Source organism: Alistipes sp. (assembly GCF_048465575.1).
GTDB lineage: Bacteria > Bacteroidota > Bacteroidia > Bacteroidales > Rikenellaceae > Alistipes.
This window is the reverse complement of sequence record NZ_DBFWLG010000007.1, coordinates 155,246-179,685: the sequence shown is the minus strand read 5'-3', so window position 1 is coordinate 179,685 and position 24,440 is coordinate 155,246. Positions and strand designations below refer to the sequence as shown.

General features: G+C 59.0%; 14 protein-coding genes and 1 other RNA gene. 4 read left to right on the top strand and 11 right to left on the bottom strand.

Annotated elements, in window-relative coordinates:
- Positions 1–11: 11 nt before the first annotated feature.
- From ACMQ11_RS02490 to ACMQ11_RS02450, 9 genes are all read right to left on the bottom strand, one after another.
- Entirely contained in the window at positions 12–2,327 is a 2,316-nt protein-coding gene (locus tag ACMQ11_RS02490) for a Gldg family protein (protein WP_418991083.1), read from the bottom strand.
- A gap of 14 nt (positions 2,328–2,341) precedes the next feature.
- Positions 2,342–3,286 carry an ABC transporter ATP-binding protein gene (locus ACMQ11_RS02485; protein WP_418991082.1) on the bottom strand — a complete coding sequence of 315 codons (945 nt, stop codon included), beginning with the start codon at positions 3,284–3,286 and terminating at the stop codon, positions 2,342–2,344.
- Positions 3,287–3,351: 65 nt separating this feature from the next.
- Complete coding sequence (locus ACMQ11_RS02480) at positions 3,352–5,034, bottom strand: PKD-like family lipoprotein (protein ID WP_418991081.1); 1,683 nt, start codon at positions 5,032–5,034, stop codon at positions 3,352–3,354.
- 17 nt (positions 5,035–5,051) lie between these two features.
- Positions 5,052–5,792: a DUF4843 domain-containing protein gene (locus ACMQ11_RS02475; protein ID WP_418991080.1), complete on the bottom strand. Its 741-nt coding sequence runs from the start codon at positions 5,790–5,792 to the stop codon at positions 5,052–5,054.
- Between the two features lie 22 nt (positions 5,793–5,814).
- The gene (locus tag ACMQ11_RS02470) at positions 5,815–7,308 is read right to left on the bottom strand and encodes a RagB/SusD family nutrient uptake outer membrane protein (protein ID WP_418991079.1); all 1,494 of its coding nucleotides are present in this window, start codon (positions 7,306–7,308) and stop codon (positions 5,815–5,817) included.
- Between the two features lie 16 nt (positions 7,309–7,324).
- Entirely contained in the window at positions 7,325–10,630 is a 3,306-nt protein-coding gene (locus tag ACMQ11_RS02465) for a SusC/RagA family TonB-linked outer membrane protein (protein ID WP_418991078.1), read from the bottom strand.
- A gap of 212 nt (positions 10,631–10,842) precedes the next feature.
- Positions 10,843–12,015: a FecR family protein gene (locus tag ACMQ11_RS02460; RefSeq protein ID WP_418991077.1), complete on the bottom strand. Its 1,173-nt coding sequence runs from the start codon at positions 12,013–12,015 to the stop codon at positions 10,843–10,845.
- A 134-nt stretch (positions 12,016–12,149) separates the two neighbouring features.
- Positions 12,150–12,698 carry a sigma-70 family RNA polymerase sigma factor gene (locus tag ACMQ11_RS02455; protein WP_418991076.1) on the bottom strand — a complete coding sequence of 183 codons (549 nt, stop codon included), beginning with the start codon at positions 12,696–12,698 and terminating at the stop codon, positions 12,150–12,152.
- A gap of 233 nt (positions 12,699–12,931) precedes the next feature.
- Complete coding sequence (locus ACMQ11_RS02450) at positions 12,932–15,778, bottom strand: outer membrane beta-barrel protein (protein WP_418991075.1); 2,847 nt, start codon at positions 15,776–15,778, stop codon at positions 12,932–12,934.
- Positions 15,779–15,883: 105 nt separating this feature from the next.
- On the opposite strand from ACMQ11_RS02450, the gene ACMQ11_RS02445 reads away from it, so the two are divergent.
- Positions 15,884–17,146, top strand: coding sequence for an anaerobic sulfatase maturase (locus ACMQ11_RS02445; protein ID WP_418991074.1), 1,263 nt, complete (start codon positions 15,884–15,886; stop codon positions 17,144–17,146).
- Positions 17,147–17,197: 51 nt separating this feature from the next.
- Here the strand turns inward: ACMQ11_RS02445 and ACMQ11_RS02440 are convergent, their stop codons facing one another.
- Entirely contained in the window at positions 17,198–18,637 is a 1,440-nt protein-coding gene (locus ACMQ11_RS02440) for a DHA2 family efflux MFS transporter permease subunit (protein WP_418991073.1), read from the bottom strand.
- 105 nt (positions 18,638–18,742) lie between these two features.
- Positions 18,743–19,122, bottom strand: an RNA gene (gene rnpB, locus ACMQ11_RS02435) — RNase P RNA component class A.
- A 158-nt stretch (positions 19,123–19,280) separates the two neighbouring features.
- Between rnpB and ACMQ11_RS02430 the strand changes: the two genes are divergently transcribed.
- The 3 genes from ACMQ11_RS02430 (at position 19,281) to ACMQ11_RS02420 (ending at position 24,429) form a co-directional block, all read left to right on the top strand.
- Positions 19,281–19,877 carry an RNA polymerase sigma-70 factor gene (locus ACMQ11_RS02430; protein ID WP_418991072.1) on the top strand — a complete coding sequence of 199 codons (597 nt, stop codon included), beginning with the start codon at positions 19,281–19,283 and terminating at the stop codon, positions 19,875–19,877.
- An 80-nt stretch (positions 19,878–19,957) separates the two neighbouring features.
- On the top strand, positions 19,958–20,944 hold the full coding sequence (locus ACMQ11_RS02425; RefSeq protein WP_418991071.1) for a FecR family protein: 987 nt from the start codon (positions 19,958–19,960) through the stop codon (positions 20,942–20,944).
- 128 nt (positions 20,945–21,072) lie between these two features.
- Positions 21,073–24,429, top strand: a complete 3,357-nt coding sequence (locus ACMQ11_RS02420; protein ID WP_418991070.1) for a SusC/RagA family TonB-linked outer membrane protein — start codon at positions 21,073–21,075, stop codon at positions 24,427–24,429.
- Positions 24,430–24,440 lie beyond the last annotated feature (11 nt).

Genomic DNA, 24,440 nt, shown 5'->3' with positions numbered 1-24,440 from the left:
GGGGCGGCTCCTTAACCGCGTTGACGTTTGACGATCAGAAGAATTCCGGCAAGCAGCAGCAGGCCCGGAAAGAGGGCGGTCGCGCCCCACTTGTTCCACTTGCGGGCCGGCTTGCCGAGCGATATGTCGTTGTCCACGTAGTCCGGGTGGGTGGTGTCGATGGGGAACTGGTTGTAGGACATCCAGCGGAAAGCGCCGTCGATGAGCGTGTAGTTGCTGGCTCCGAACCAGTATTGGGCGGCGAGGCCGTCGTTGCTGATGCAGTCGGCGTCGCCCAGGACGACGATGCGCTGCTCCTTGTCGCCCACGCGGCGCGAGAGGGCGGCACCGAGGAGGTATTCGCGCTGCCGCTCGCCCGCCGCGGGGTTGTAGACCGCGCTGTCCTCGATGAAATCGGTCGTCTCGCGTTCGTTCCACACCCCTTCCTCGTCGCTCTTCAGGAGCGGGAGTACCCGGAAGAGGGAGTCGGCGCCCCGGAGGCGGATCTCGACGGCGCCGGTGAGGCCCATGCGGACGCCGTAGTTGCGCAGCTTGTCGAAACGCGGGTAGATTTGTGCAGCCTCCTCGGTGATGACGGCCGGCAGCAGCGTCGGGTCCTGGTCCTTGGCCGGAGCCACCAGGATCTCGTCGCCGAATTCGATGCCCAGCTGCCGGACGACGGGGTTCATGGTCCCGGCGCGCGTCACGTCGCACAAGAGGTACATGTTGCCGCCGCGGGCGAGGTAGGCGTCCAGCCTGTCGCGCTCGGCCGCCGAGAGCGGGGTTTTCAGGTCGGCCAGCACGAGGATGTCGATGTCGGAGGGGATCTCCCCCTCACCGAGGTCGAACTCCTCGGGCGTGAAGCCCTGGTTGATGAGCGAATTGCGGAACGTGAGGTTGTGGCTGAAGAGGTTGTAGCCGCGGCTGCCGGGGTTGTCCATCGTGCGGTCGCCGTGTCCCGAGACGATCGCCACGCGCGGCGAGGGCTCGATGAAGCGCTTGAAAGCGGCCGAAATCTCGGCTTCGTCCGGGTGGCGGTTCATGTCCTCGAACATGCGCAGCACGGCCCGCTGCCCCTCTCCGTACTCGACCACGCGCAGGAAGCGGTAGCCCTCGGGCCGTAGGTCGATGATCCGGTCGATCTGCTCCTTGTTCATCACCCCCTTGAAATCCATGTAGTTGGCGTTGCACACAAGCTCGGCCAGCTCCTCGTCCGTGCGGTTCGGGTAGCGGCTGCGCAGCTCGTTGTTGCCGCAGTCGGCCCAGTAGTAGACGTATTTCATCCGGATTTCGGGCTTGAAGCGGGTGTATTTCTCGAACCGCTCGAAATCGCGCTTCAGACTCCGCGGCATGGCGTTGAAAGCGTTTTTGTCGAGCAGGTTCACGTAGGTGGTGATGGTCATCGGACCCGTCAGGCGCTCCATCACCTCGATGCTCTCGTCGGCGAGCGTGTTGCTCTGCGTGTAAGTGGTGTCGAGGTAGAACTTGCAGGCGGGGCGCGACGAGACGAACGCCACGGCGACGAGGCACGCGACGGCCCCGCCGTAGCGGAGCCACGTGCGCCGGGGGTTGCGCTCGGCGCGGTCGGTGTCGAGCTTGAAGACGGACAGCGTGAGGAAGAAGACGATCAGCGCCACGAAATAGATCAGCGCCTCGGAGGGGATCATGCCTGCGATGAACTCGTAGACGCGGCCCGAGATCGAGAGCCAGTAGGTGATGTCGCGCACGAAAGCCGTTCCCTGGCCGATCTCGCCCACGTAGTTGAGCGCCGCCAGCACGGCCAGCGTCCCCACGCCGGCCACCACCTGGTAGGAGGTGATGGTCGACATGAACAGACCGATGGCCGAATAGGTACACAGCAAGAGGAAGATGCCCAGCATCCCGGTCCAGACCATCGGGGCGTCGAAATGCTCGACCGTCAGCCAGGCGTAGAACACGTAGAGGGCCAACACGGCCATCAGGGCCAGCCCGTAGACGAGGATCGCCAGGTACTTGCCCAGGATGATCGCGCGGTTCGAGACGGGCGACGAGAAGAGCAGCTTGATCGAACCGCTGGCGTATTCGCGGCTCATCAGCCCCATCGAGATCAGCGGGATGTAGAGGTAGAGGTAGTTCGTAACCTTGGGAAAGAGGCCGCGCATGCCGGTGAAAAGGCCGCCCGTCACGCCGTACATGCCGTAATCCATGATCTTGTTGTGGATGTACTGGTCCATGACGTTGGAGAAAGTCATGCCGACCTGGAAAGCGAAGATCACCAGCACGAGCCAGGCCACCGGCGAGTAGAACAGCGTGTTGAGCTCGATGCGGGCGATGCGGAGCGTGGACCGCAGGGAATTGTTGGAATTCATGTCGTGTCGTTTGGCTAAATTTGAGTTTGACTGCCGGTCCGCTTGCCCGAGAGCTGGGCGAACACCTCGTCCAGCGTGCTGCGCTCGACCGAAATTTCGCGCAGGTCCCACTCGCGGAGCACGCTCTGGCGGATGTATTCGCGCGTAACGCCGAGGTCCTTGCCGAAGCGGATGCGCACGCGGTGGTCGTCGAGCCGTTCGACGCTCTTCACGGGGGCGATCCCGCGCAGGGTCTCCGTGTCGGGCGCCGTGCCGAACTCCACGATGAAACTGGTCGGCTCGATGTAGTTGTCGAACTCGTCCATCGTCCCCGAGAAGACCAGCTCGCCGTGTTCGATCATCTTGATCTGGTGGCAGATGGCCTGCACCTCCGAGAGGATGTGGGTCGAAAGCAGCACCGAATGGTACTCGGCGATCTCGCGGATAAGGTTGCGGATTTCGACGATCTGGTTGGGATCCAGGCCGTTCGTCGGTTCGTCCATCACCACGAACGTGGGGTTGTGTACGATGGCCTGGGCGATTCCCACGCGCTGCTGGTAGCCGCCCGAGAGGTTCTTGATCAGCCGCTTCGCATACTCGGTGATGGCGCACTTCTCCAGCGCCAGGTCGACGGCGGCAGGTATGCGCGCGGGGTCCATCAGTCTGAGGTGGGCGCAGTGCGTGAGGTACTCGCGTACCGTGAGGTCGGTGTACAGGGGCGGCTTCTGCGGCAGAAATCCGATGAACCGCTTGGCCTCGACGGGGTTTTCCCGGAGGTCGATCCCCCCGATCACCACCTCGCCGCGCGTCTGGTTCAGCACGCCGCAGATGATGTTCATGGTGGTGGATTTGCCGGCTCCGTTCGAGCCGAGCAACCCCACGACACCCTTACCGGCGATATCGAAACTGATATCCTTGATCGCCCACTGCACGTTGTACTTGTGCCACAGGTTCCTCACCGATACTACAACATTGTCCATATGATAAGTTCAGGTTACGAAAATTTTGTGTTCAAAGAGCGTTCTTCCGCCGCCCGGGATTCGCTTTATCTGGTGTTAACATCCCAACCGTTCCCGGTATTACGTTTGAAACAGATATCCTTGATCGTTCCCAGAGCGATCGGATCGCGATCGATCCATTTCCCCGGCTCCTCGTCTTCGCCGGGAGGAGGTGGCAGTAATTCGCGTTTCGAATCATAGAGGTAGGTCTGGTTCTTCTCATAATGGCAGGTTACGGCGTTCTGAATAATTACGCTGCCGTCATCCAGTGCCAGCGCCAATTTCCGGCTTCTGTAATTCTCCGCATCCATATCGACGATATTTGCGCGGTAGGGTTTCACCCACGGATAGGAGAGGTTGGATTGTGCGTCATAAATCCAGAGTTTATTGCCGAATGCGAAATAGATAAAAGAGTTATTCGTTCGGTACGGTTGAACGTATATGCAGGAAGGATTCGAAGCGGGTAGACCCTGAATCTTCTGAATTTTTGGATTTTTCAGGGCGAACGAGGCGTAATAATGGGTTCTTTCGATGGCGAATTCCTGGCAGAAAAGTTCACCTCCCCGTTCGAATATAATTGTATATGCGCGTTCTGAACTTCCGCTGTAATCCCTGTTATATCCAATACATAGCACATTGACGCTACTCAGATCGTCGACACGCACGAATCCCTCCGGCAATTCTTCCAGTTGTGTAGCTGTGTAGGTCAGAGCCATGGGCTGTCCGGCGTTGGCCAGTCCCGGATCGTCCCATTGGCCGTTACCGGCGCCGGAATCGGTAATCAGGAAGAGTCGTTTTTTTGCGGTGTCGTGTACCAGGCAAGCGCAAAAACTGTTGAAAGGAGCCATGATAAAGCGGCATCCTGCGAGCGACTCTCCGTCAAGCGAGAGTTTGTCGTTCAGAAAATAACCCGAATGGAAGAGGTTGGCAGTCGCTTTCATCCGGCTGTACACATGTCCGTCCTGGTCGGCTATCAGATCGATTTTCGACATGAACATGGCGTCGGACATATATTCCACGTCTACCGGATAACTGCCGCCGTCGAAAATCTCTTCGGCCGTTATGTCGCGTTTGAAATCCATGCCGTCGATGTCTACTGCTCCGTTGCGGGTGAACAAAAACAGTTGTCCGTTGGTTGAGTAATCGTTGCAGAAATGTTCATGGATAAACAAAGGTCCGTCGGGTAGCGTTTCGCCATTTTCTTGGGCATAGATACCCTGATATTCTTCGAAATCGGAATATTCGAAATCGGTGGCTTTGATAAACGAAAATTGACTTTTTCCGTCTTTTTCCCCGAGCACGAGGACGCCGTCTTCTGCAAAGGGACTCAAGACACTACAGGACAACTTGTTCCGGTATTCGATATTTCTTTGCGTATCGGTTACGATCAGCCAGAGATAACTTGATTCTATAAGTTTGGAGGCCGTCCATTTCAGATCCCGGGTATGCCAATCCGCGGGCTTTTCCATCTCCCCTGTATTTAGATCCACCATGACCCATTGATAGGTCAGATGTTCCGAACTGCCGGCATCGTCTGCAAAAGTGATGATCGGATGAATTTCGAGGAGGTCGCCGACATAGAGATTTGAAGCGGCCTTTTCTTCTTCTTTATCGAATGTAATGATAACTTCTCCGATATTTTGATAATCGTAGTTGCCCTTATCCTCATAGCAACCGGCAACCAGCGTTGCGGCTGTTAGCAGGGCAATCATCTTGTGAATTCTTTTCATGGTGAGTCTTTGTCGTTTTACATGATGGGAATTTCGATTGGCGATCCGTCGGCTTCTGTCAGGTCGTGCTTTGCAATATAGTCCTTGAACCGGAGAAGTAGTTTGCGCAACGCCGAAGGCGCCATTTCGCTGATGTCGTTCAGATCTTCCATTCCGTATTCGGTGGTTGCGAAAGTGAATAATGCGACGAATTTCTTTTCGGAATAAGGTCCCAGAAAGATTTGCGACATTTCATCGGTCCACCATTCCGGCTGTACGGGCTTGTTGCTGAATGAAACAGTTACCTGCAAACTATTCGAATAGCCGGGCGCGAAATTTTCATTCTCGGCCATGTAGAGTGTTAATTTTACCTCCTCGTTATCCAGACGGGCGCTTTTGATCAGCCTGACCCAGAGCGTGTCGATCGTTTGATCGGCACGCAGGACGGACGAACTGACTTCGTATTCGCTATCGACGGCCGTGGTCAGCGAATCTACCGCTACCACTTTGAATTCCCGGTCATAGTCGGCCAAGTCGCCCATCAGGTTTACCTGAAAAGGCACTTTGATCGAGTTCTTACCAGGATAGAGCGCGAAAGAATGCTCTTGTTCGTTTAAATAGATCCATTCGTTTTTGATCGAAATTTTTTGTGTAAACCAAATTCGGTTCTGCGACTCGAAGGTTTCGACTTCCGATTTGTTGCAACCGCCGATCAGAACGGCCGCTGCAAATAATACGACGGATGACCGGAAGAAACGTTGTATAATATTATTTTCCATGCAGTTGTTCGTTTTTTTCGGGTTAATGAATGGTCTCGTTGTCGGGCAGCGGGAGATAGAATGCTTCGTCTTTCATGGACGCGGAGAATTTGCTGTTGTATTTCTTGTGGTAGAAGAAAGTCCGCCCCTCCTCGGCAAACTCACGCTGCACTTCGAGCAGCAGTTCCTTGACGAAGCTCCCCTTGTCGATGATGGTTGTCAATTTGCCCGGATCGCAACCGCGCACCATGCGGACATCCTCCAGTTTGTCGATGGCATTGACGAAATCGTTTTTGGCGGCAAAATCCTCGGCTTGCAAGTAATACATTTCTGCAAGACGGATGACAGGAAGCATATCGGCCCCAATTTCCGTGAATTGTCCTTGCTGATCGGGCTTCGTATAACGCTTGGGAAAGAATGTTCTACCGCTCTGGCGGAGCAGAGTGGTTTTACGGCAGTCTCCCTCGCTGTCGAAGATACCGGGACTGTAATATTTACTCGACATCGTCCATTTCGTATCGCCGATATCTTTCGAAGCGACGAAGCTTTTATAGTCGTCCAGAAGAGTCGGATTGCTTAGCGTAAAAATCAGGTCTCCCGTCATCTTGTAATCGGAAACGACATCGGTCTTGGGAGTAAAGTCGAATATGGGGTAGCCTACCGAGGAGATATCGATGACTTTCTGTGCTTCTGCGGCAGCCAACGTGTGCTCTCCAGCATAACCGTATACGCGTGCAAGGATGGCTGTAATCGCTTGGGAGTTCATACGATATCCGCGAAAGGCGTAGAAAATGTCTTCCGGATATGAACTGTTGTCGGCCTCGGAACGGAATCTTCGCAGATGCGTCAGCCAAAGGGTATGGTCCTTGACGTTCGGCTCGTCGCCGTATTGATGCGTGTCGAAAGCCAGCGTCAGTTCCTGTCCCCGTTTGAGGTCACGAATGACCAGTTCCAAAATCTTTTCTACAGATTGGTAATCGGCCGAGGTCGAGGGGAAATTTTCGTAATAGGGAATCCAGTAACCGGCATGTTCGGCTGCGGGTGCTGGTGCGAAATAGCAGAGCATTTCGAAATGCATCAGTGCCCGCACGGCCAATGCTTCGCCCAGAATCATGTCGCGTTCGAGCTGGCCGCCGACGAACTTGACAGCCGGTTCCGATTCGATGCGGCCGATAATGTTGTTGCAGTTGGCGATGACGTTGTAGGCCGTACTCCAAACAGCAGAAATGAGATCCTTGGCTTTCTGCGTGTCGGAATAGTTGAAATTGCCCAGTGCAGTATAAGCATGGCTGGAAAGTCGGGATGTATTGTAGACCTGTCCCAACACGTCGGCCATGCCCCAGGTGAGTTCCTGACCATAAAGAGCCGTAGATGAGAGCTGTCGATAGACACCGTTCAGAGCGATCCGGTAGCCGGTTCCGACTTTGAACAGGTCCTCTTCAACGGTCGTGTCGGCAGGTTGTATGTCGAGCCAGTTCTCACAGGAAGAGAGGCCCAGCGAGAGGACGGCGATCAGAAAGATATTGATTTTTTTCATGTTTGTCAGGATTTAATTAGAATGCAGCCTTGATCGAGAAGGTGAACGTGCGGGCATAGGGGTAGCTCAAACCGCGCTCCTGCTCGACGGACGAAAGGTGGAAGAGGTCCGTGGCTCCGAGCTCCAGTCGCAGCATGCTCAATCTCAGGGGGGCGATGGTGCTCTTCTTGAAATCATATCCGAGGGTCAGAGCACTCATCTGCAACATATTGTAATCCTGTACGAATCGAGATGTCGGACGGGTTTTCGTGGCGGCCAGAGAGTTGGGAACCAGTTTTTTGAACTTGGCATGCTGTCCGGGTTCGCTCCATCGGTCTGTCAGCACGCGCTTGTCCACGTTCGAAGAGTAAATATTGATGCCCTCAACCTTATCGGCCAGGGTCTGGTTGTAACGCTGTCCGCCGGCTTCATAAAGGAACGAAGTGTAAAGACTGAATTGCTTCCAGACGAGATTGAATCCGAACGAGCCTTGGATTTTCGGGTCTTTAACGCCCAGCGCCTGTTGTTCGGATGCCGTCCAGGTGTTGGTGATTCTGCCGTCGCGAGTAAGATAGACCTCTTCGCCCGTAGCGGGATCGATGCCCAGCGATTTCATACCCCAGATGGTATTGATGGATTGTCCCTCGACATACTGCGTAAACGGTTTGGAGGATTCGAGATCATTGATGCTGTTGGGCTTGAACGCTTGTTGGGTATTTTGCACGCGGCGATTGTACTCCTGCAGACTATGGGCGATTTTGGTCAACTGGTTTTTGTTGTGCGCCAGGTTGGCATTGATCGAAAGGAACCAGTCCTTGCTGTGGACGGCCAATACGCGAAGGTCGACCTCGACGCCGCGGTTGGTGATCTCACCGATATTGTCGCGATAGGTCGTAAAACCCGTCGAACTGGGGATCGTCACGTCGTTGATCAGGTCTTTGGTCAACTTGTTGTAATAGGAGAATTTGGTAAAGACGCGGTTATCCCAGAAGCCCAGCTCGAAACCGACGTCCAGGGTATTGGTGGTTTCCCATTTCAGATTCGGGTTGCCCAGAGCGATCAGCGATGCGCCGAAACCGGTCTTGTACCACTCGTCGGCAAGTACCTGATAGGTCGTGCGGGCTGCGTAGGCCGGGAAATTGATCTTACCGGTCTGGCCGTACGTAGCCCGCAGTTTTAGGTAGTTGACGAACGAGTCTTTCATGAATTCATAGTTGTGGATATTCAAACCCACGCCACCAGACCAGAAAGGAGCGAACCGTTTGTCCTTGCCGAAAGCCGAGTTGCCGTCCAAGCGGCACGATACGTCGAAGAGGTAGATGTCCCGGTAGCTGTAATTGGCTGCAGCCAGGAAGCCGATCGAGCGTGTGGTGCTCTCGCTCACGGTCGGCTTGCCGTCGAGCCGTTGCGCGTAGTTGATCGAACTGAGCGATCCCGACGGGAAGCCCAAATAGGTGGCGTTTGTCGTCTTCGACGAGTTGTCGAGTATGTTCACGCCTCCCTGGATGTTGAGGTTGTGCTTGTCGAAACTGCGGTTGTAGGAGATGTAGGCATTCATATCGTATCTCAGGCTGTTTCCGCGACCGGTGCGGAGCGTTCCCGACGATGCATTGGAGGCGTTCAGGATTGCCTCATTTTTTTTCGATAGCGGATCGTAAAATACATCCGAGTCGTCAAAAATCTTCGTCAGACTCAACTGCGCCTTGACCAGCAGGTAGGGCGTGATATTCCAGTTAACCGACAGGTTGTCGATAAATTCCTGTGAACGGGATTTGTCGAAATTGCTCAGTCCGGCTTCGTAAAGTGGATTTGCCGGATTTCGGGACAAGCGCCAACCTTCCAGGGTTTCGAGGTATTTACCTTCTCCGTCGCGGAATTCGTTGTAGGGCAGAGCCTTCGTGTAGTCGGAAAAGGAACCGTAGGGAGATTCTTCGGAATCTGTCTGCTGGAACGACGCGTAGTTCTTGATCGAGACATTCTTGTAGGTGTATTGCAGGTAAAATCCCGCTCCGATCCGGTCGCGCTTCGAACCTTTCATCACGCCGTCCTGATTGGCATACTGGAAATCCACGCCGAAACGCAGGGCGTCGCTGCCGCCGTCGATATAGATACTGTGTTTGTGGTTGAAAGCCGTGCGCAGCGGTTTGCTCAGCCAGTAAGTGTCCACGCCCCGCTTGACATTGGCCAGCTTGGCATTGTACTCCTGGAGCAGTTCCATTTCGTCTCGGTCGGAGGTCTGATATTGTCCGGCCTTCGCAGGGTCGTAGAACCCCGCCAGCCGCTCCACCTCGAGTTTCTCGGCTGCGTTGGTGAGGTTGTAGTCGCTCAAGTCGGGCGTTACCACGTCGCCGACCATGCTGTACGAGATGTTGAATCTCCCCGGCTTCGGAGCCACCGACGTGATGACCACCACGCCGTTGGCCGCGCGCGAACCGTAGAGCGCCGTGGCGGCGGCATCCTTGAGGATCGTGACGTTCTCGATCCGGTTGGGGTCCATGTCGTAGAGCTTCTGGGCCGTGATCTGGAACCCGTCCAGGATAAAGATCGGCAGGTTGGGGTTGTCCTTGAGGTTGGCCTTGCTGAACTGGTCGCGGTCCATCTCCTTGGTTCCGATACCCGATTCGCCGCGGATGTAGACCTCGGGCAGGGCGTTGGGGTCCGAACCCCAGTTGTTGTTCTCCTTGATGCGGAACGAGGGGTCGAACGTCTGGATGGCCTTCATCACATTGGTCTTCGAGACCTTCTGCAACTCCTCCTTGGAGATCGAGACGGTGTTTCCGGTGAAGCTCTCCTTGCGGATGTTGGCGTAGCCGGTCACCACGACGTTTTCCACCTCGTTGGCCGATTCGTTGAGCGAAACGTTGATGCGGGTCTGTCCCGTATAGGCGACTTCCTGGGGTTCCATGCCCACGAAGCTGAAGACGATGGTGGTCTTCTGGGGTGCGGGCAGCGGCTCGAACTCCAGAATGTACTTGCCCTCCGAGTCGGTCACGTTGCCGTGGCGGCCGCCCTTGACGTAGACCGTTACGCCTGCCAGCGGCTGCTTGGTCTGCTTGGAGAGGACCTGCCCCAGGAGGAGCCGTTTGCGCGAGGCCTCCTCATCGGCCTGTTCGACGAATTTCTCCTGCCCCGCCTTGGCCTTGATGACGATGGTGCCGTCCTTGATGGTGTATTCGAACGGGGTGGGCTGAAGACAGGTGTTCAGGATCGACTCCACACTGGCGTTCGACGTGCGGAGCGTGATGCCCGAAATCTTTCTGACGGCGTTGCTGTTGTACAGAAAGTAGTAACCCGATTTCTGTTTGAGCAGCATCAGCACCTCCTCCAGGGTGGCGTTTTTCACCGAGATCGAGATTTTCGGAGATTCCGATTCCCCCCCCCGGGTCTGTTGTGTTTCGGGGTGTGGGGATGCAAAGGCCCCCGGCGCGGATGCAAAAAGGGAGAGCGTCAGCGCCACGGCAGCGGTCCGTAGTCCCTTGCCGAATGGCGGACGCAGCGATTGTAGAAATTTACCCATAACCAACTAACTTTAAATTAAACGTATATTACCAGACCTTACTGTTTTTTCTTCTCTACGACGATCCGTCCGTCCCGCTCGCGGAAGATCAGCTCGTCGGTGGCCGAGAGGAGCTCGGCGATCTTGTTGAACGCTTCGGCGCGCCGGATCATGCCCGAGTAGAGCATCCGGTCCAGTTCGGGCGCCGAGGCGTCGATTTCGACGTCGTACCAGCGGGCCAGCTTGCGGCAGATCGACGAGATGGGTTCGTTGAAGAATACGAACATCTGCCGGGCCCAGGCGGCATAGCTCTCGGCGTAGACCTCCCGCGTGGTGAGCGTATTGGTGGCCTTGTCCAGCCGCGCCTGCATGCCCGGTTCGAGCAGGGTCTCGGCCTGGTCGCGGACGACCTTGAGCGAACCGGTTATCAGGGTGGTTTCGACGGCCGGATCGTCGCGGTAGGTCATCAGGTTGAACGAGGTCCCGACGACGTGTACCGAGAGCAGGTCGGTCCGGACCACGAACGGATGCGCGGCATCGGCTTCGACCTCGAAATAGGCTTCGCCCTGCAACTCCACCGTGCGCGTGCCGCCGGTAAACTGCGTGGGGAATGCGATCTCGGATTCGGAGTTGAGCCACACTTTCGTGCCGTCCGAGAGCTCCAGGTGGTATTCGCCGCCCTTGGGCACGATGATCCGGTTGATGAGCGGTTCCGCGGCTTTTTCCGGCTCTGCGGTCTGCGTGAATGTTGCGGATTGGGGGTTGACGACGATCTGGGTCTTGTCGGCCTCGGTGATGCGCTGCTCGGCGCGATCCGTCAGGGCGACTTTCATGCCCGAAGAGAGCTCCAGCACGGCTTTCGTATGGCCCGGTTCGATCACCGAAACCAATGCGTCGCGCTGCTGGTAACGCTCGTAGATGCGGTCGGCGCTCCAGACCATGCCCAGCAGCAGCGCGGCGGCTGCGCCCGTGCGGATCACTGCCCGGAAAACACGCCTGCGACGGCGGCGGGCCGCCTCGCGGCGGACGTTCTGCCAGACACGGCGCTCGTCGTAGGAGTAGAGTGTTTTCAACTGCCCGGCCGCCTCCGAATCCCCCGTGACGAGGTCCAGCAGCACGCGGTTCTCGGGCGCCTGGTCCGCCCAGAGCTCCAACTTGAGCCGGCCCGACGGATCGAGCGTGCCTTGCCTGCAAGCCGATAACAGAGAGTAGAGTTCGTTGTCGTCCAACATTTTTCTTGAAAAACAAGTGGTGCTTGCGGACGGATCGCCCCGACGGACGGGCCGTCGGGATGCACCGATCGATTCCGTTTACGGAATATAGACGGACGGGTTGAGGAAAATCCTTAGTGAAAAATGGAAAAAAATCAGAAGCGGGCCGCTTTTTTTCGCTTCCGGCCGGCGTAGAGCCCCGCCAGGCGCTCCCGAAGCAGCCGGAACGACTGGTACATGTGCGACTTGACGGTCGAGAGCGAGACTCCCAGCATGTCGGCGGTCTCCTGGTAGGAGCGGTCGTGGAAATAGACCTGCTTGACCACCTCGCGGGTGCGGGGCGGGAGCTGCTCGACGGCGTGGAAGAGCTGCCTGACGCGCACCAGCTGTTCGGCCTCCTCGGCCGGGAGGTAGTCGAAACTCTCGTCCTCGCGCCGGCTCAGTTCGCGGGTGAACTTGAAATTGCTCATCGCGCGCAGCGAATAGGCGTGGGTGCGCGAGTAGTCCAGGGCGGCGTTGCGGACACAGGTGTAGAGGAAACTGACGGGAAATTTGACCTCTCCGGTATCGATGTCGAGCAGTTTGATAAAGACGTTCTGCACGATGTCCTCCGCGACCTCTTTCGACGACACGACCGTCTGAGCCGTGTAGACGGCGCAGTGGAAATGATCGTTGAAAAGCTTTTCGATCTCCGTGAGCGACATGGCAGTTCGGGTTAAACGGGGGCAAGGTAGTTATTTATTTTATTAATTTGTGCATCGAGAGCGACTTTTCTGCACATTTTTTTCACTTTCCGCAGCCTGTGTAAGTATTATATACTTACACTTTTTTTCCGCTGTGCCGGTTACGGATTGTAACCTTGTGCAGGAGCGCGGGGCTTTCGGACGGGTGTCTACGGAGGCCCGAATCGGCAGTGTGTGCGCACACACCGGAGATTTTACGGCGATTCGGTATTCCCGAGCCGCTCGATCGAGGCGTTGCGCTGGCGGCGGTAGTGGCGCAGGTTGTAGGTAAACTGTACCTGCACGTAGCGGCCGACGGCGCTGTCGGTCGTGTTCCGCAGCGTGGTACCCGTTACCGTGCGGCGGAATGTGGTGCGGTTCCGGTCCAGGATGTCGTTAACGCCGACGCTCAGCTCCGCCAGGCGGTTGCGGAAGAGCTTGACGCCGGCCAGTGCGTTGCAGATCAACCGCTCTTCGCGGAAAGGGTCGGTGATGCCCCGGTAGGAGTTGTAGCCGGCATGGGCGCGCAGGACGATCCGGCGCCACAGCGAGACGGTTGCGTCGAAGCGGACCTGCTGGCTGAAAAAGGAGTTGTCGAGGGTCCGCTGCCGCGAGGCGCTCGTGCTCCGGTTGTAGCGGCCCGTGTAGGCGAGGCGGAAATCGACGTTTTCCGAGAGGTTGCTTCCGAGCGTCAGGCTGCCGCCGAAAGCGTCGTTTCGGAGGTTGCTCCGCACTCCGTTGATGATGCTCGGAATGCGTCCCGACGAGAAATCGGCCCTCAGGTTGAGGTTCGAGGCGAGCCACCGCACCGGAAGCCCGTAGCTGACGGTGGCTTTCAGGATGCGCAGCCCTCCGAGGTTGACCGGTTTGGTAAACTGGTTGCCCGCACCGAGCGGGGTGCCCCGGTCGTCGATCGGAAAGTCGGGCGAATCGATCACCAGCGAGTCGGTGATGGTGTTGGGGCTGAGGGAAATTTCGGCCCAGAGGGTGAAAGTCCTCCCTTTCGAGGGGACTGCGCGGATGTACTGTCCCGAGATGCGATGGGTGTAAACGGGGTCGAGCGACGGGTTGCCCGCGAAGACGTGCTGGCGGTTGGTGGTGTTGACGATGGATTGCAGGTCGGTGGCGCGGGGGTTGGCCGTGCGGGCGTTGGCCGTGAATTTCAGGGTGTTGTTCCGGTCGACGGCGATGTTGGCCACAACGTTGTAGGTGAGGTTGTCGAATGCGGCGCCGGTGTGCTGCCGGTAGGGGAACGCGTAGTCGCTGCCGAAAGTCGCGTGCTGGTAGTAGAGCGATGCCGCGATCCGGGTTTTGCGCAGCCGGAACTGGTAGGTCGATCCTGCGCGGTGGGTGAGGTAGGCGTAGTCGTATGCGGTCGACTGCCTCTGGTCGCGCTGGTCGGGGAAAGCTCCGGCCGCGTCGTCGAAGAGATAGGTGCTGCGTTCGAGAAGCGTATGGGCATAGGAACAGCGGTATTCGATGCTCAGGCGCGAGCGCTTGCTCAGCGACAGGCTGTAATTCATACTGCCGTAGGTGTCGTATCCCGGCTGGTCGCGGTCGGAGCGCGAGAGGCTGCGGCTGTCGTACGAGGTCGTGTCGCCGGTCGGGTTCTCGTGCTCGTTGCGGAAAGTGTAGTGCCGGGGACGGCTCTGCTGGTCGTTTCGGCGGACCCCGCCCCCGAAGCCGAACGTAAGGGTCTGCGCCCGTTTGCTTCCGAGGCGGTAGCGGTAGATGAGGCTGCCCGAGAGGGTGTAGCCGGCGTTGTCGTTGCGGGTGAAAATGCGACGGCGGTTGACGAATCGCACGTCGTCGTCGGCGTGGCGGTTGTCGGTGCGGCTGAAATTCTCGCCCCGCAGCGTGTTGTCCTGCACGCTCAGCGCCGTGCGCAGCAGCAGCGAGTGGCGGTTGTCGATCCGGTAGTCGATGCGCGACGAGAAGCGGTGGTTGAGGTTGCGGGTCGCGGTGCGGTTCCGGTCGGAGGTGAGGACCATCCGCTCGGTTGCGGTGAAAGTCTGCTTGTCGGAGAGCGACAGGTTGCGGTTGTCGGTGCGGTTGAAGAAATAGCTGGCCGTGGCTTTGGCTTTGTCGCCCCAGTCGTCGCTGTAATTCAGTCCCACGGCCTCGACGGAGGAGATGCCGGGCAGGGGGCGGACCGCAAAGCGGTCGTTCCTGGGTTTTCCGCCGGGGCTTTCGGCGGTTCCGAGGATGTCCTCGAACGAGAAATTCTGACGGCTGACATTGTTCGCCAGGCCCACGACCGTGATGCGGCGCTCCTCGTTGAAAAGATTGACGTTGCCGCCGCCGATGTATTTGTCCGCGACGCCCCATGCGGCGTAGAGGCGTCCGAAAGCGCCGCGCCGCTTGTCGGGCAGCGTCCGGATGTTGAGCGAGGTGAGGCCCTCGCCGTTGTCCACGCCCGTGAACTCCGACTCGTCGCTCTGCGCCTGGTAGATGTCGATGCTTTCGATCATATCCGAGGGGATGTTGCGGATGGCCGACAGGACGTCGTTGCCGAAGAACTCGCGTCCGTCCACGTAGATGCGCTGCACGGTGCGGCCCTGCGCCTCGACGCCGCCCTCGGTGACCTCCATGCCCGGCATCTTCTCCAGGAGCGAGGCGGCATCCGACCCGAACGCCACCTTGTAGGCCGCGGCGCGGTAGCTGAGCGTGTCGCCCTGCACCGAGGAGCGCAGGGCCCGGGCGGCGACCACCACCCGGTCGATGGCCTCGGCGCGGGGTGCGAGCAGCAGCGTGTCGGGGCCCGTCGCGGGGGAGGCGATGCGGAAGCCATGCGCCAGGGAGTCGTACCCGAGCGAGGTGACCAGAAGCCGGTAGCGGCCGTAGGGCAGGCGGGGCGTTGCGAACGCTCCGCCGGGGCCGGTGGCGGCCAGAAGCGGCTGCGTTGGGTGCGAGGTGTCCCGTTCGATGCGGACCACGGCCCCCACCACGCCTTCGCGGCTCGTGCGGTCGGCGATGCGGAACCGGGCGACCCCGGTCTGTGCAGCGGCCGCCCAGAAGACGGTCAGGGCCGCCAGCGTCGTGATGGGTCGTTTGGCTCTCATGCGTCGGTTCGGATGGCTAAAGATAGACGTTTCGGCGCTAAATTTCGTTATATTTGCACGAATATTCGCCGGGAACGTTCCCGGTTGCAACCATAGCAGACCGAAATGAAGAAAAAAGATATATTCACTTTCCGCGATGCGGAGAAACAGGCGGGTCCGGCCGCTTTCTCGACCATGCTCAAACCCGCCGGCTCGTCGTGCAACCTCGATTGCCGCTACTGCTACTACCTGGACAAGGCCGTGCAGTACGGCGGCCGCCAGGCGGTGATGAGCGACCAGCTGCTGGAACTCTATATCAAGCAATACATCGAAGCCAATGAGGTCCCGGTCGTGCAGTTCTGCTGGCACGGCGGCGAGCCGCTGCTGCTCGGGGTGGAGTTTTACCGGCGGGCGATGGACCTCCAACGGAAATACGCCGCCGGCAAACGGATCGAGAATACGCTCCAGACCAACGGCACGCTGGTGGACGAGGCGTGGTGCGAGCTTTTCGCCGCGAACAACTTTCTGGTCGGCCTCTCGCTCGACGGCCCGGAGGAGCTGCACGATGCGTTTCGCTTGTCGAAAGGGGGTGAAAGGACGTTCGGCCGCGTGATGCGAAGCGTGGAGCTTTTCCGGGAGTGCGGGGTCGAATTCAACACTCTGAGCGTGGTCAGCCGCCTTTCGGAGGGGCGCGGGGCCGCGGTCTACCGCTTTTTCCGCGACGAGGTCCGCAGCCGTTACATGCAGTTCCTGCCCGCCGTGGAGCACGTGGTCGAGAAGCCGGGGTTCCGCCGTCCGCTGATCGTCTCGCCCGAGACGCCGGGAGCGCAACGGGCCGAATGGTCCGTCACGGCCGCAGGGTACGGGCGCTTCCTGTGCGACGTGTTCGACGAGTGGGTCGTCGCCGATGTGGGCCGCACGTTCGTACAGCTCTTCGACGCCACGCTGGCGCAGTGGTGCGGCGTCGAACCGGGGGTCTGCTCGATGGGCGAGACGTGCGGCGACGCACTGGTGGTCGAGCACAACGGCGACGTCTATTCGTGCGACCATTTCGTCTATCCGGAGTACAAACTGGGCAATATCCGCGAAACCCCGCTCGCGGAGATCTACCGCTCGGCCCGGCGGCGGCAGTTCGGGCTCGACAAGCGTAATACGCTGCCCCGCGAGTGCCTCGGATGCAAGTACTATTTCGCCTGCCGGGGCGAGTGCCCCAAGCACCGCTTCGACCGCGGGTCGGACGGAGGACCCAAGAATACGCTTTGCGAGGGGCTCAAGCACTATTTCCACCACGTCGAACCCTGCATGGACCACATGCGCGACCTGCTCGCGCGCCGGCAGCCGCCCGCGTGGGTGATGCCTTTCGCCCGTCGGCGGATGGGGTTGGAGTAAAAAAACGGCAGTGTGTGCGCACACACTGCCGTTTTTCGTGTCGGTGAAGCGTTATTTTTGCGGTGTGCGGCGCGCCCGGTGCAGCAGCCAGAGGAACGGCAGCAGGGCCGCCAGGGTGATCCAGACTACCACGCCCAAGGCGTCGGTGATCCCCTCGACATAGGTTTGGGGCGAAAGGGCCGTCTCGTGCGCCGCGTGGAACGCCGTGCGGGCCGAAAGGACGGCCGTAAGGACGGCGATGCCGACGCTGCCGGCCAGCTGGCGGATGCTGTTCGAGATGCCGGCCGCTGCGGCCATCTCCCCCTGCGTGAGGTTGCGCAGCGAGAAGTAACTCAGCGGCGCGAATGCCAGTCCCATGCCCAAGCCGCGCACATAGAGCACGAAGAGAATATGGTGGTGCGTGGTGTGGAGCGTGAAGCGGCTGGCCATCCAGAAACTCCATGCCAGCAGCAGCACGCCAGCCGCCACGGGGATCAGCGGCTTGACATAGCGGGTCAGGAAACCCGAGAATGCCGAGAGCACGCCCTGGATCAGGCCCACGGGCAGGAAGACGCTGCCGGCCATCAGCGCCGTGTAGCCCAGCCCGCGCTGCATGTAGAGCGGCAGCAGGTAGGTGCCTCCCAGCATGCCGATCGAAAAGAGGGTCAGAATGGCCATCGAAATGCCGAAGTTGCGCTCGCCTAACAGCCGCAGCTGCAAGAGCGGCGCCGGGTTGCGCAGCTCCGTGAAGACGAAGAACGCGAGGGCCGCAATGCCGACGACGAAGCACACGATCACCTCGGGCGCGCGCCATCCGAGGTGGTTCATCGGGGAGTTGCCGCGCGCCAGAGCGTAGATCAAGAGAGGCATGAAGAGGACGATGGCCGCAAAGCCTTTCCAGTCGAAAGGGTGCTTGACGGCGGTCTTCCACTCTTTCTGGATGAAGACCGAGAGCAGAATGGCCACGAGGCCCACCGGAACGTTGACGTCGAAGATTTTGTGCCAGCTGTATGCGTCGACCAGATAGCCGCCCAGCAAGGGGCCGAACGAGATCGACGCGGCGGCCGCCATGCCCCAGAGTCCCAGTGCGAGACCCCGCTGTTCGGGGCGGAATTCGCGGGTGACGATGGCCAGGCCGAGGGCCTGGATGATGCCGCTGCCGAAACCCTGCACGGCGCGCGAGGCGATCAGGAACAGGTCGCTCGTGGCGCGGCCGCACAACCACGAGCCGAGCGTGAAGAGCGCCAGACCGAGGATGTAGATGCGTTTGTTGCCCAAGCGGTCGGCGAACCAGCCCGCCGAGGGGAGCATAATGGTCATGGTAATCATGTAGGCCGTGACGACCCACTCGGCGGTCGAAATGCCGATCCGGAACGACGACATGATCGCCGGCAGGCCGACGTTGACCACCGTCACGTCGAGCACCGCCATGAACGTGCCGAGCATGATGAGGCCCAGTATCCACCACTTGTAGCCGTTCGAGCCGCGTATGTTTTCCCGAAGAGTTGCCATCGGAGGAGTGGACGGCAAAAAAAGTGCCATGCGGCGTGCCGAAAAGAACTCCCGTGCCGACACGTAAAAAACAAAGAAACGCCGCACCTTTCGGAGCGGCGTCCCGTACGTGCAGGTCCTGTAAGCCGGGTTCTGTACCCGGGCCGGGGCCCGGGCCTCTGTCATTTATCTACGGCGGCAGTCTCCTGCCGTCTGAAGCAACCTACCCCCCGGCATCGGGCGAGCAACCCTTGTTTGCCGGTATACACGGTCTTGCAACCCGCGGGTGCGTACTGCCGGGCGGCATCGCTGCCTCCGCGGTGGGCTCTTACCCCGCCTTTTCACCCTTACCCGCCGGAATGCACGAAGCGTCCCCTGCGGGCGGTTCTTTTCTGTTACGCTGCCATACCCTCACGGGTATCAAGTCGTTAGCTTGCGCGGCGCTCTGTGTTGCCCGGACTTTCCTCTCCCGGCGCGCGGCCGGCAGCGACAGAGCGGACCTGCGGGGCAAAGATACGATTATGAATTAAGAATTGAAAATTAAGAATTAAAAATTACTGTGGGGAGGGTAACGGGCCCGAAAGAATGCATCTCTTTTTTGCAAATATGAGATAAAATTGTACTTTTGTTAAGTCCCGGTGCGCTGACGGGGCGGAAGAGAGCAATGGCAGAAAGGACCCAAACTATCAACATACAGGACAACCGGATCGTGGTCGGACTGCTCCGTGCGGGCGATGAGCAGTGCTTCGATGCGCTCTTCCGCCGCTACTACAAGCCGCTCTGCACCTATGCTGCACGCCTGGTGACCCGGGCCCGGGCCGAAGAGGTGGTGCAGGATACGCTCATGTGGGTGTGGGAGAACCGCACGGCGCTGCTGCCCGAAATGTCGCTCAAGTCGCTGCTCTTTACCATCGTCAAGAACAAATCGCTCAACAGCGTCTCGACCGCCTCGTTCCGTAGCCGCGTGATCCGGCAGCTGGCCGAGCGCTACGAGAAAGAGTTCGACGATCCGGATTTCTATTTCGAGAACGAACTCATCCAGCGGCTGACCGAGGCGCTGGAGAAGATGCCGCCCGAGTTTCGGGAGACTTTCCGCATGCACCGCCTCGAGGGCATGACCCACAAGGAGATTGCCGCTGCGCTCGGCGTCTCGCCACAGACGGTCAACTACCGCATCGGGCAGACCGTGCGCCTCTTGCGCCGCGAGCTCAAAGAGTATTGGCCGCTGGTTGCGCTGCTCCTCTGGACCGATTTTTCGTAAAATTTCCGAAAAAAAATGTTTTTCCATTTAGTATTTCGCCCGCGCGGATTGTATTGCTATGTAGATACGCAAACAGAAAGATGAACGAAGAGAAGATGATCGCCTACCTCAAGGGCGAGCTGGATGCGGCCGGAAGCGCCGAGGTGGAGGCTTGGTACGACGCCTCGGAGGAGAACCGCAAGCGGCTCGGCGAGGTATACTACCTATTATATGTTTGCGACCGGATCCACGACTCGGAACACATCGACGTCGAGGCTTCGCTGCGCCGCATGAAGAACCGGATGCACGCCGGACGCCGCCGCGGCATGCGCCGCCTGGCGTGGCGCATCGCGGCCGCTGCCGCCGTCATCGCCGTGCTGCTGACCGCGGGTTTGGCGACCTCGTCGGTGGCCAAGCGGCTGATGCGGCCCGTGGTGGTCTTCACCCAGCTGGGCGAACGCTCGCAGGTGGTGCTGCCCGACGGCACGAAAGTGTGGCTCAATTCGTCGAGCCGCGTGGAGTATGCCGCCCCGCTCTTTTCGCGCGAGAGGCGCGTGAAGATGGACGGCGAGGCCTATTTCGAGGTCGAGCACGACCCCCGCGCACCCTTTGTCGTAACGACCGAGGGGCTGGACATCAAAGTTCTGGGCACCCGGTTCAACATCCGCAACCTCGACAACGAACACACGGTGTCGACCGTGCTGCTCGAGGGTTCGGTGATGGCCTACGCCACGGGCGACCAGTCGTCGTCGGTGCGTCTGCGTCCCTCCCAGCAACTCTTGTTCGACACCCACACCAAGGCCATGCGGCTCATGGACGACCCCTCGGCCGAGCGGTCGATCAACTGGATCGACGGCCGCCTGTCGTTCGACCGCAACACCCTCTCGGAGATCGTCGCCGAACTCAAGCGCTACTACAACGTCGAGGTGCGCTTCATGGACCCGTCGCTCAGCGGTGAGCGCTTCTCGGGCGAATTCCGCGTCGGCGACGGCATCTACCACATCATGTCCGTGCTGCAACTCACCTACAAATTCACCTACCGCGTGGTCGGAAACGACATCGAAATCTACGCTACCACCAACAGATAACTCAAATACGAACCTGAAAAACCTACCACATGCCTATGAGAAGCTGATCTGCAAAGTCTTCGCCGACCGCTTCCGCGGAAGCGGCGGTTCCACTACCGACACATTTTATCTAACCTAATTTCCGATCCATGAAAAAAATTTACCTTGCGGCAGGCAAGGGGGCGCATGCTGTGGCAGCATGTTTCCGTTGTCTTGCCGTTGTCCCGATGCTGCTATTGGGATGTTATGGCGCACATGCTGCCGCACAGCCGCATGAGGCCGCTTCGCGCGTGACGGTCGATGCCCGGAACGTCGCAATCGTTCAGGTTTTCCAAACCATCCAGCAACAAACCGGTTACTCGTTCGTCTACAACACCTCCGACATCGATACCCAGCGCAACGTGTCGATGGTGGCGCGCAACGAACCGCTGACCGCCGTGCTCGACCGGCTGTTTGCCGGTACGGACATCGCCTACACGCTGCGCGACAAACACGTCGTGCTCTCGAAGAAAGCCAAAAATTCCCCCCCCCAGACCGCTCAGAGCGGTGTCGAGGGTACCGTTAAGGACGAAAAGGGGATGCCCCTGATCGGCGCTACGGTACTTATCCAGGGGACGACCACGGGTGCCGCGGTCGACCTGGACGGCAATTTCTCGCTCCCGCAGGCCAAAAAGGGCGACGTGCTGGAGGTCTCGCTGATCGGCTACAAGAAGCAGCTGGTGCCCGTGACGGGCGCACCGCTCACGGTCGTGCTGGCCGAGGACAACGAGGTGCTCGACGCGGTGGTCGTGACGGCGCTCGGTATCAAGCGTGCCGAAAAGTCGCTGACCTACAACGTGCAGAAAGTCGAGGGAGACCTGGTGACCACGGTCAAGGACGCCAACTTCATGAATGCCCTCTCGGGCAAGATCGCCGGTATGCAGATCAATGCCAGCGCTTCGGGTGCAGGCGGTTCGACCCGCGTGGTGCTGCGCGGCGTGAAATCGATCAACGGCGACAACAACGCCCTCTACGTGATCGACGGCATTCCCATGCCCAGCCTGCGTTCGGCGCAGACCGCGGGCATCTACGAGACGCCCGACGGCGGCGATTTCGAGGGTATCGCCAACATCAACCCCGAGGACATCGAGTCGATGTCGATCCTCTCGGGCGCCACCGCGGCCGCACTCTACGGTTCGCAGGGCGCCAACGGCGTGGTGCTCATCACCACCAAGAAAGGCAGCGCCGGCGGCGTAAGGGTCAACTACTCGAACAGCACGACTTTTTCCTCTCCGTTCGTCATGCCGCGCTTCCAGAACACCTACGGCACCGACGTCAACTCTCCCTCGATGAGTTGGGGCGAAAAACTGGCCAAGCCCAGTTCGTACGATCCCGCCGATTTCTTCCAGACCGGTTTCAACGAGACCAACTCCATCGGTCTGACGGCCGGCACGGACCGCAACCAGATGTACGCTTCGGCCTCGGCGGTCAACACGCGCGGCATCATTCCCAACAACGTCTACAACCGCTACAATTTCTCGCTGCGCAACTCGTCGGTGCTCATTCCCGAGAAGCTGACGCTCGACCTGGGCGCCTCCTACATGAAGCAGTACACGCGCAACGCCCTGGTGCAGGGTCTCTACCACAACCCGCTGATCGGCATCTACCTCTTCCCGGTGGGCGACGACATCCGCAAGTACCAGGTTTACGAGCGGTACGACAACGCTGCGGGCTACAACAAGCAGTTCTGGCCTCTGGAGTACATGAACGGCGTGGAGAACCCCTACTGGGTCACCAACCGCCAGCTCTTCGAGAATACGATGCAGCGCTACACGTTCAACGCGACGATGAAATGGGATGTTACCAGCTGGCTGAGCCTGACGGGCCGTGTCCGCTCGGACAACATGACCATGAACTACACCCGCAAGATTTGGGCGTCGTCGAACACGCTGTTTGCGTCGGAATATGGTAACTACCTCAATCATAAGGTGAACCACAACAACCTCTATGCCGACGCCCTGTTGTCGATCGACAAGACGTTCTTCGACGATCAGTTCTCGCTCCAGTTCAATTTCGGCGCCAGCCTGATGGACGACAAGAACTCGCGCACGGGTTACGAGGGTAACCTGGCCGGTATCGAGAACAAATTTACGTTCAACAACATCGTCACCAGCGACCCCAACACCCTGCCCATGCAGGAGAACTACCACGACCAGACGCAGGCCATCTACGCCACCTTGCAGCTGGGCTACAAGGGGATGCTCTACGTCGATGCTTCGCTGCGCAACGAGTGGGCTTCGCAGCTGGCATTCACGCCGCGCATGAACATCTTCTACCCCTCGGTAGGCGTTTCGGCCGTGATCTCGTCGATGGCCGACCTCTCGAAAGCGGGCATCTCGTTCCTCAAGGTCCGCGGATCGTACGCCGAGGTGGGCAATGCTCCCCAGCGCTACATCACGGGCAACAACTACGGCCTGCTGAACGGCAGCGTCACCGCCCAGACGATCGCCCCGGCGCGCCACCTGCGGCCCGAGCGCACCAAGTCGTTCGAAGCGGGTCTGAACGCCAAGTTCCTGGGCAACAAGATCTGGCTCGACGCGACCTACTACAACACCAACACGTTCAACCAGCTCTTCCTCTACGACGCGCCTCCCAGCTCGGGTTACAAACAAAAGTACCTCAACTCTGGCAAGGTCAACAACTACGGTATCGAGGCCGTCATCGGCTACAAGAACACGTGGCGCGATTTCTCCTGGTCGACCAATTTCAATTTCTCGCTGAACCGCAACGAGATCAAACAGCTGGTTCCCAAAGGTACCCTCGATCCCGACACGGGCGAACCGGTCGATCTGCCCTACGTCAATTTCGACTACGGAGGCTACCGGATCCACCTGGAGAAAGGGGGCTCGATCGGCGATTTCTACGTGACGGGTCTGAAGACCGACGACAAGGGAAACATCTACGTCGATCCCAACAGCGGCGCCGTCTCGACCGACAACAATACCTGGATCTACGGCGGCAATACCGAAGCACGCTACCGCATGAGCTGGAACAACACGTTCTCCTACAAGGGCGTTTCGCTGGGCGTACTGATCGATGCCCGCATCGGCGGCCGCGGCGTTTCGGTTACGCAGGCCCTGATGGACCGCTACGGCGTTTCGGAGGCTTCGGCCATCGCCCGCGACATGAAAGGGGTGCAGCTCAACGCCACGCAGACCATCACGGGCGTGCAGGATTTCTACAACAACGTCGGCGACGGCATGGGCATGATGTCGCAGTATATCTACAACATGTCGAACGTGCGTCTGCGTGAATTGACCGTCGGCTACGACCTCCCGGCCAAGTGGTTCAACAACAAGCTGCTGGCTACGGTCTCGTTCGTGGGGCGCAACCTGTTCATGTTCTACAACAAGGCGCCGTTCGATCCCGAATCGACTGCGTCGACGAGCACCTACTACCAGAATTTCGACTATTTCATGCAGCCGAGCGTACGCACCCTGGGTTTCAGCGTAAGGCTCCAATTCTAAACCGAAACGAC

Coding starts and splice junctions, on each gene's coding strand:
- ACMQ11_RS02440 (WP_418991073.1), bottom strand. CDS start 18,637: ATGGCAACTCTTCGGGAAAACATACGCGGCTCGAACGGCTACAAGTGG.
- ACMQ11_RS02480 (WP_418991081.1), bottom strand. CDS start 5,034: ATGAAAAGAATTCACAAGATGATTGCCCTGCTAACAGCCGCAACGCTG.
- ACMQ11_RS02425 (WP_418991071.1), top strand. CDS start 19,958: ATGAACGAAGAGAAGATGATCGCCTACCTCAAGGGCGAGCTGGATGCG.
- ACMQ11_RS02485 (WP_418991082.1), bottom strand. CDS start 3,286: ATGGACAATGTTGTAGTATCGGTGAGGAACCTGTGGCACAAGTACAAC.
- ACMQ11_RS02470 (WP_418991079.1), bottom strand. CDS start 7,308: ATGAAAAAAATCAATATCTTTCTGATCGCCGTCCTCTCGCTGGGCCTC.
- ACMQ11_RS02490 (WP_418991083.1), bottom strand. CDS start 2,327: ATGAATTCCAACAATTCCCTGCGGTCCACGCTCCGCATCGCCCGCATC.
- ACMQ11_RS02475 (WP_418991080.1), bottom strand. CDS start 5,792: ATGGAAAATAATATTATACAACGTTTCTTCCGGTCATCCGTCGTATTA.
- ACMQ11_RS02450 (WP_418991075.1), bottom strand. CDS start 15,778: ATGAGAGCCAAACGACCCATCACGACGCTGGCGGCCCTGACCGTCTTC.
- ACMQ11_RS02445 (WP_418991074.1), top strand. CDS start 15,884: ATGAAGAAAAAAGATATATTCACTTTCCGCGATGCGGAGAAACAGGCG.
- ACMQ11_RS02420 (WP_418991070.1), top strand. CDS start 21,073: ATGAAAAAAATTTACCTTGCGGCAGGCAAGGGGGCGCATGCTGTGGCA.
- ACMQ11_RS02460 (WP_418991077.1), bottom strand. CDS start 12,015: ATGTTGGACGACAACGAACTCTACTCTCTGTTATCGGCTTGCAGGCAA.
- ACMQ11_RS02455 (WP_418991076.1), bottom strand. CDS start 12,698: ATGTCGCTCACGGAGATCGAAAAGCTTTTCAACGATCATTTCCACTGC.
- ACMQ11_RS02430 (WP_418991072.1), top strand. CDS start 19,281: ATGGCAGAAAGGACCCAAACTATCAACATACAGGACAACCGGATCGTG.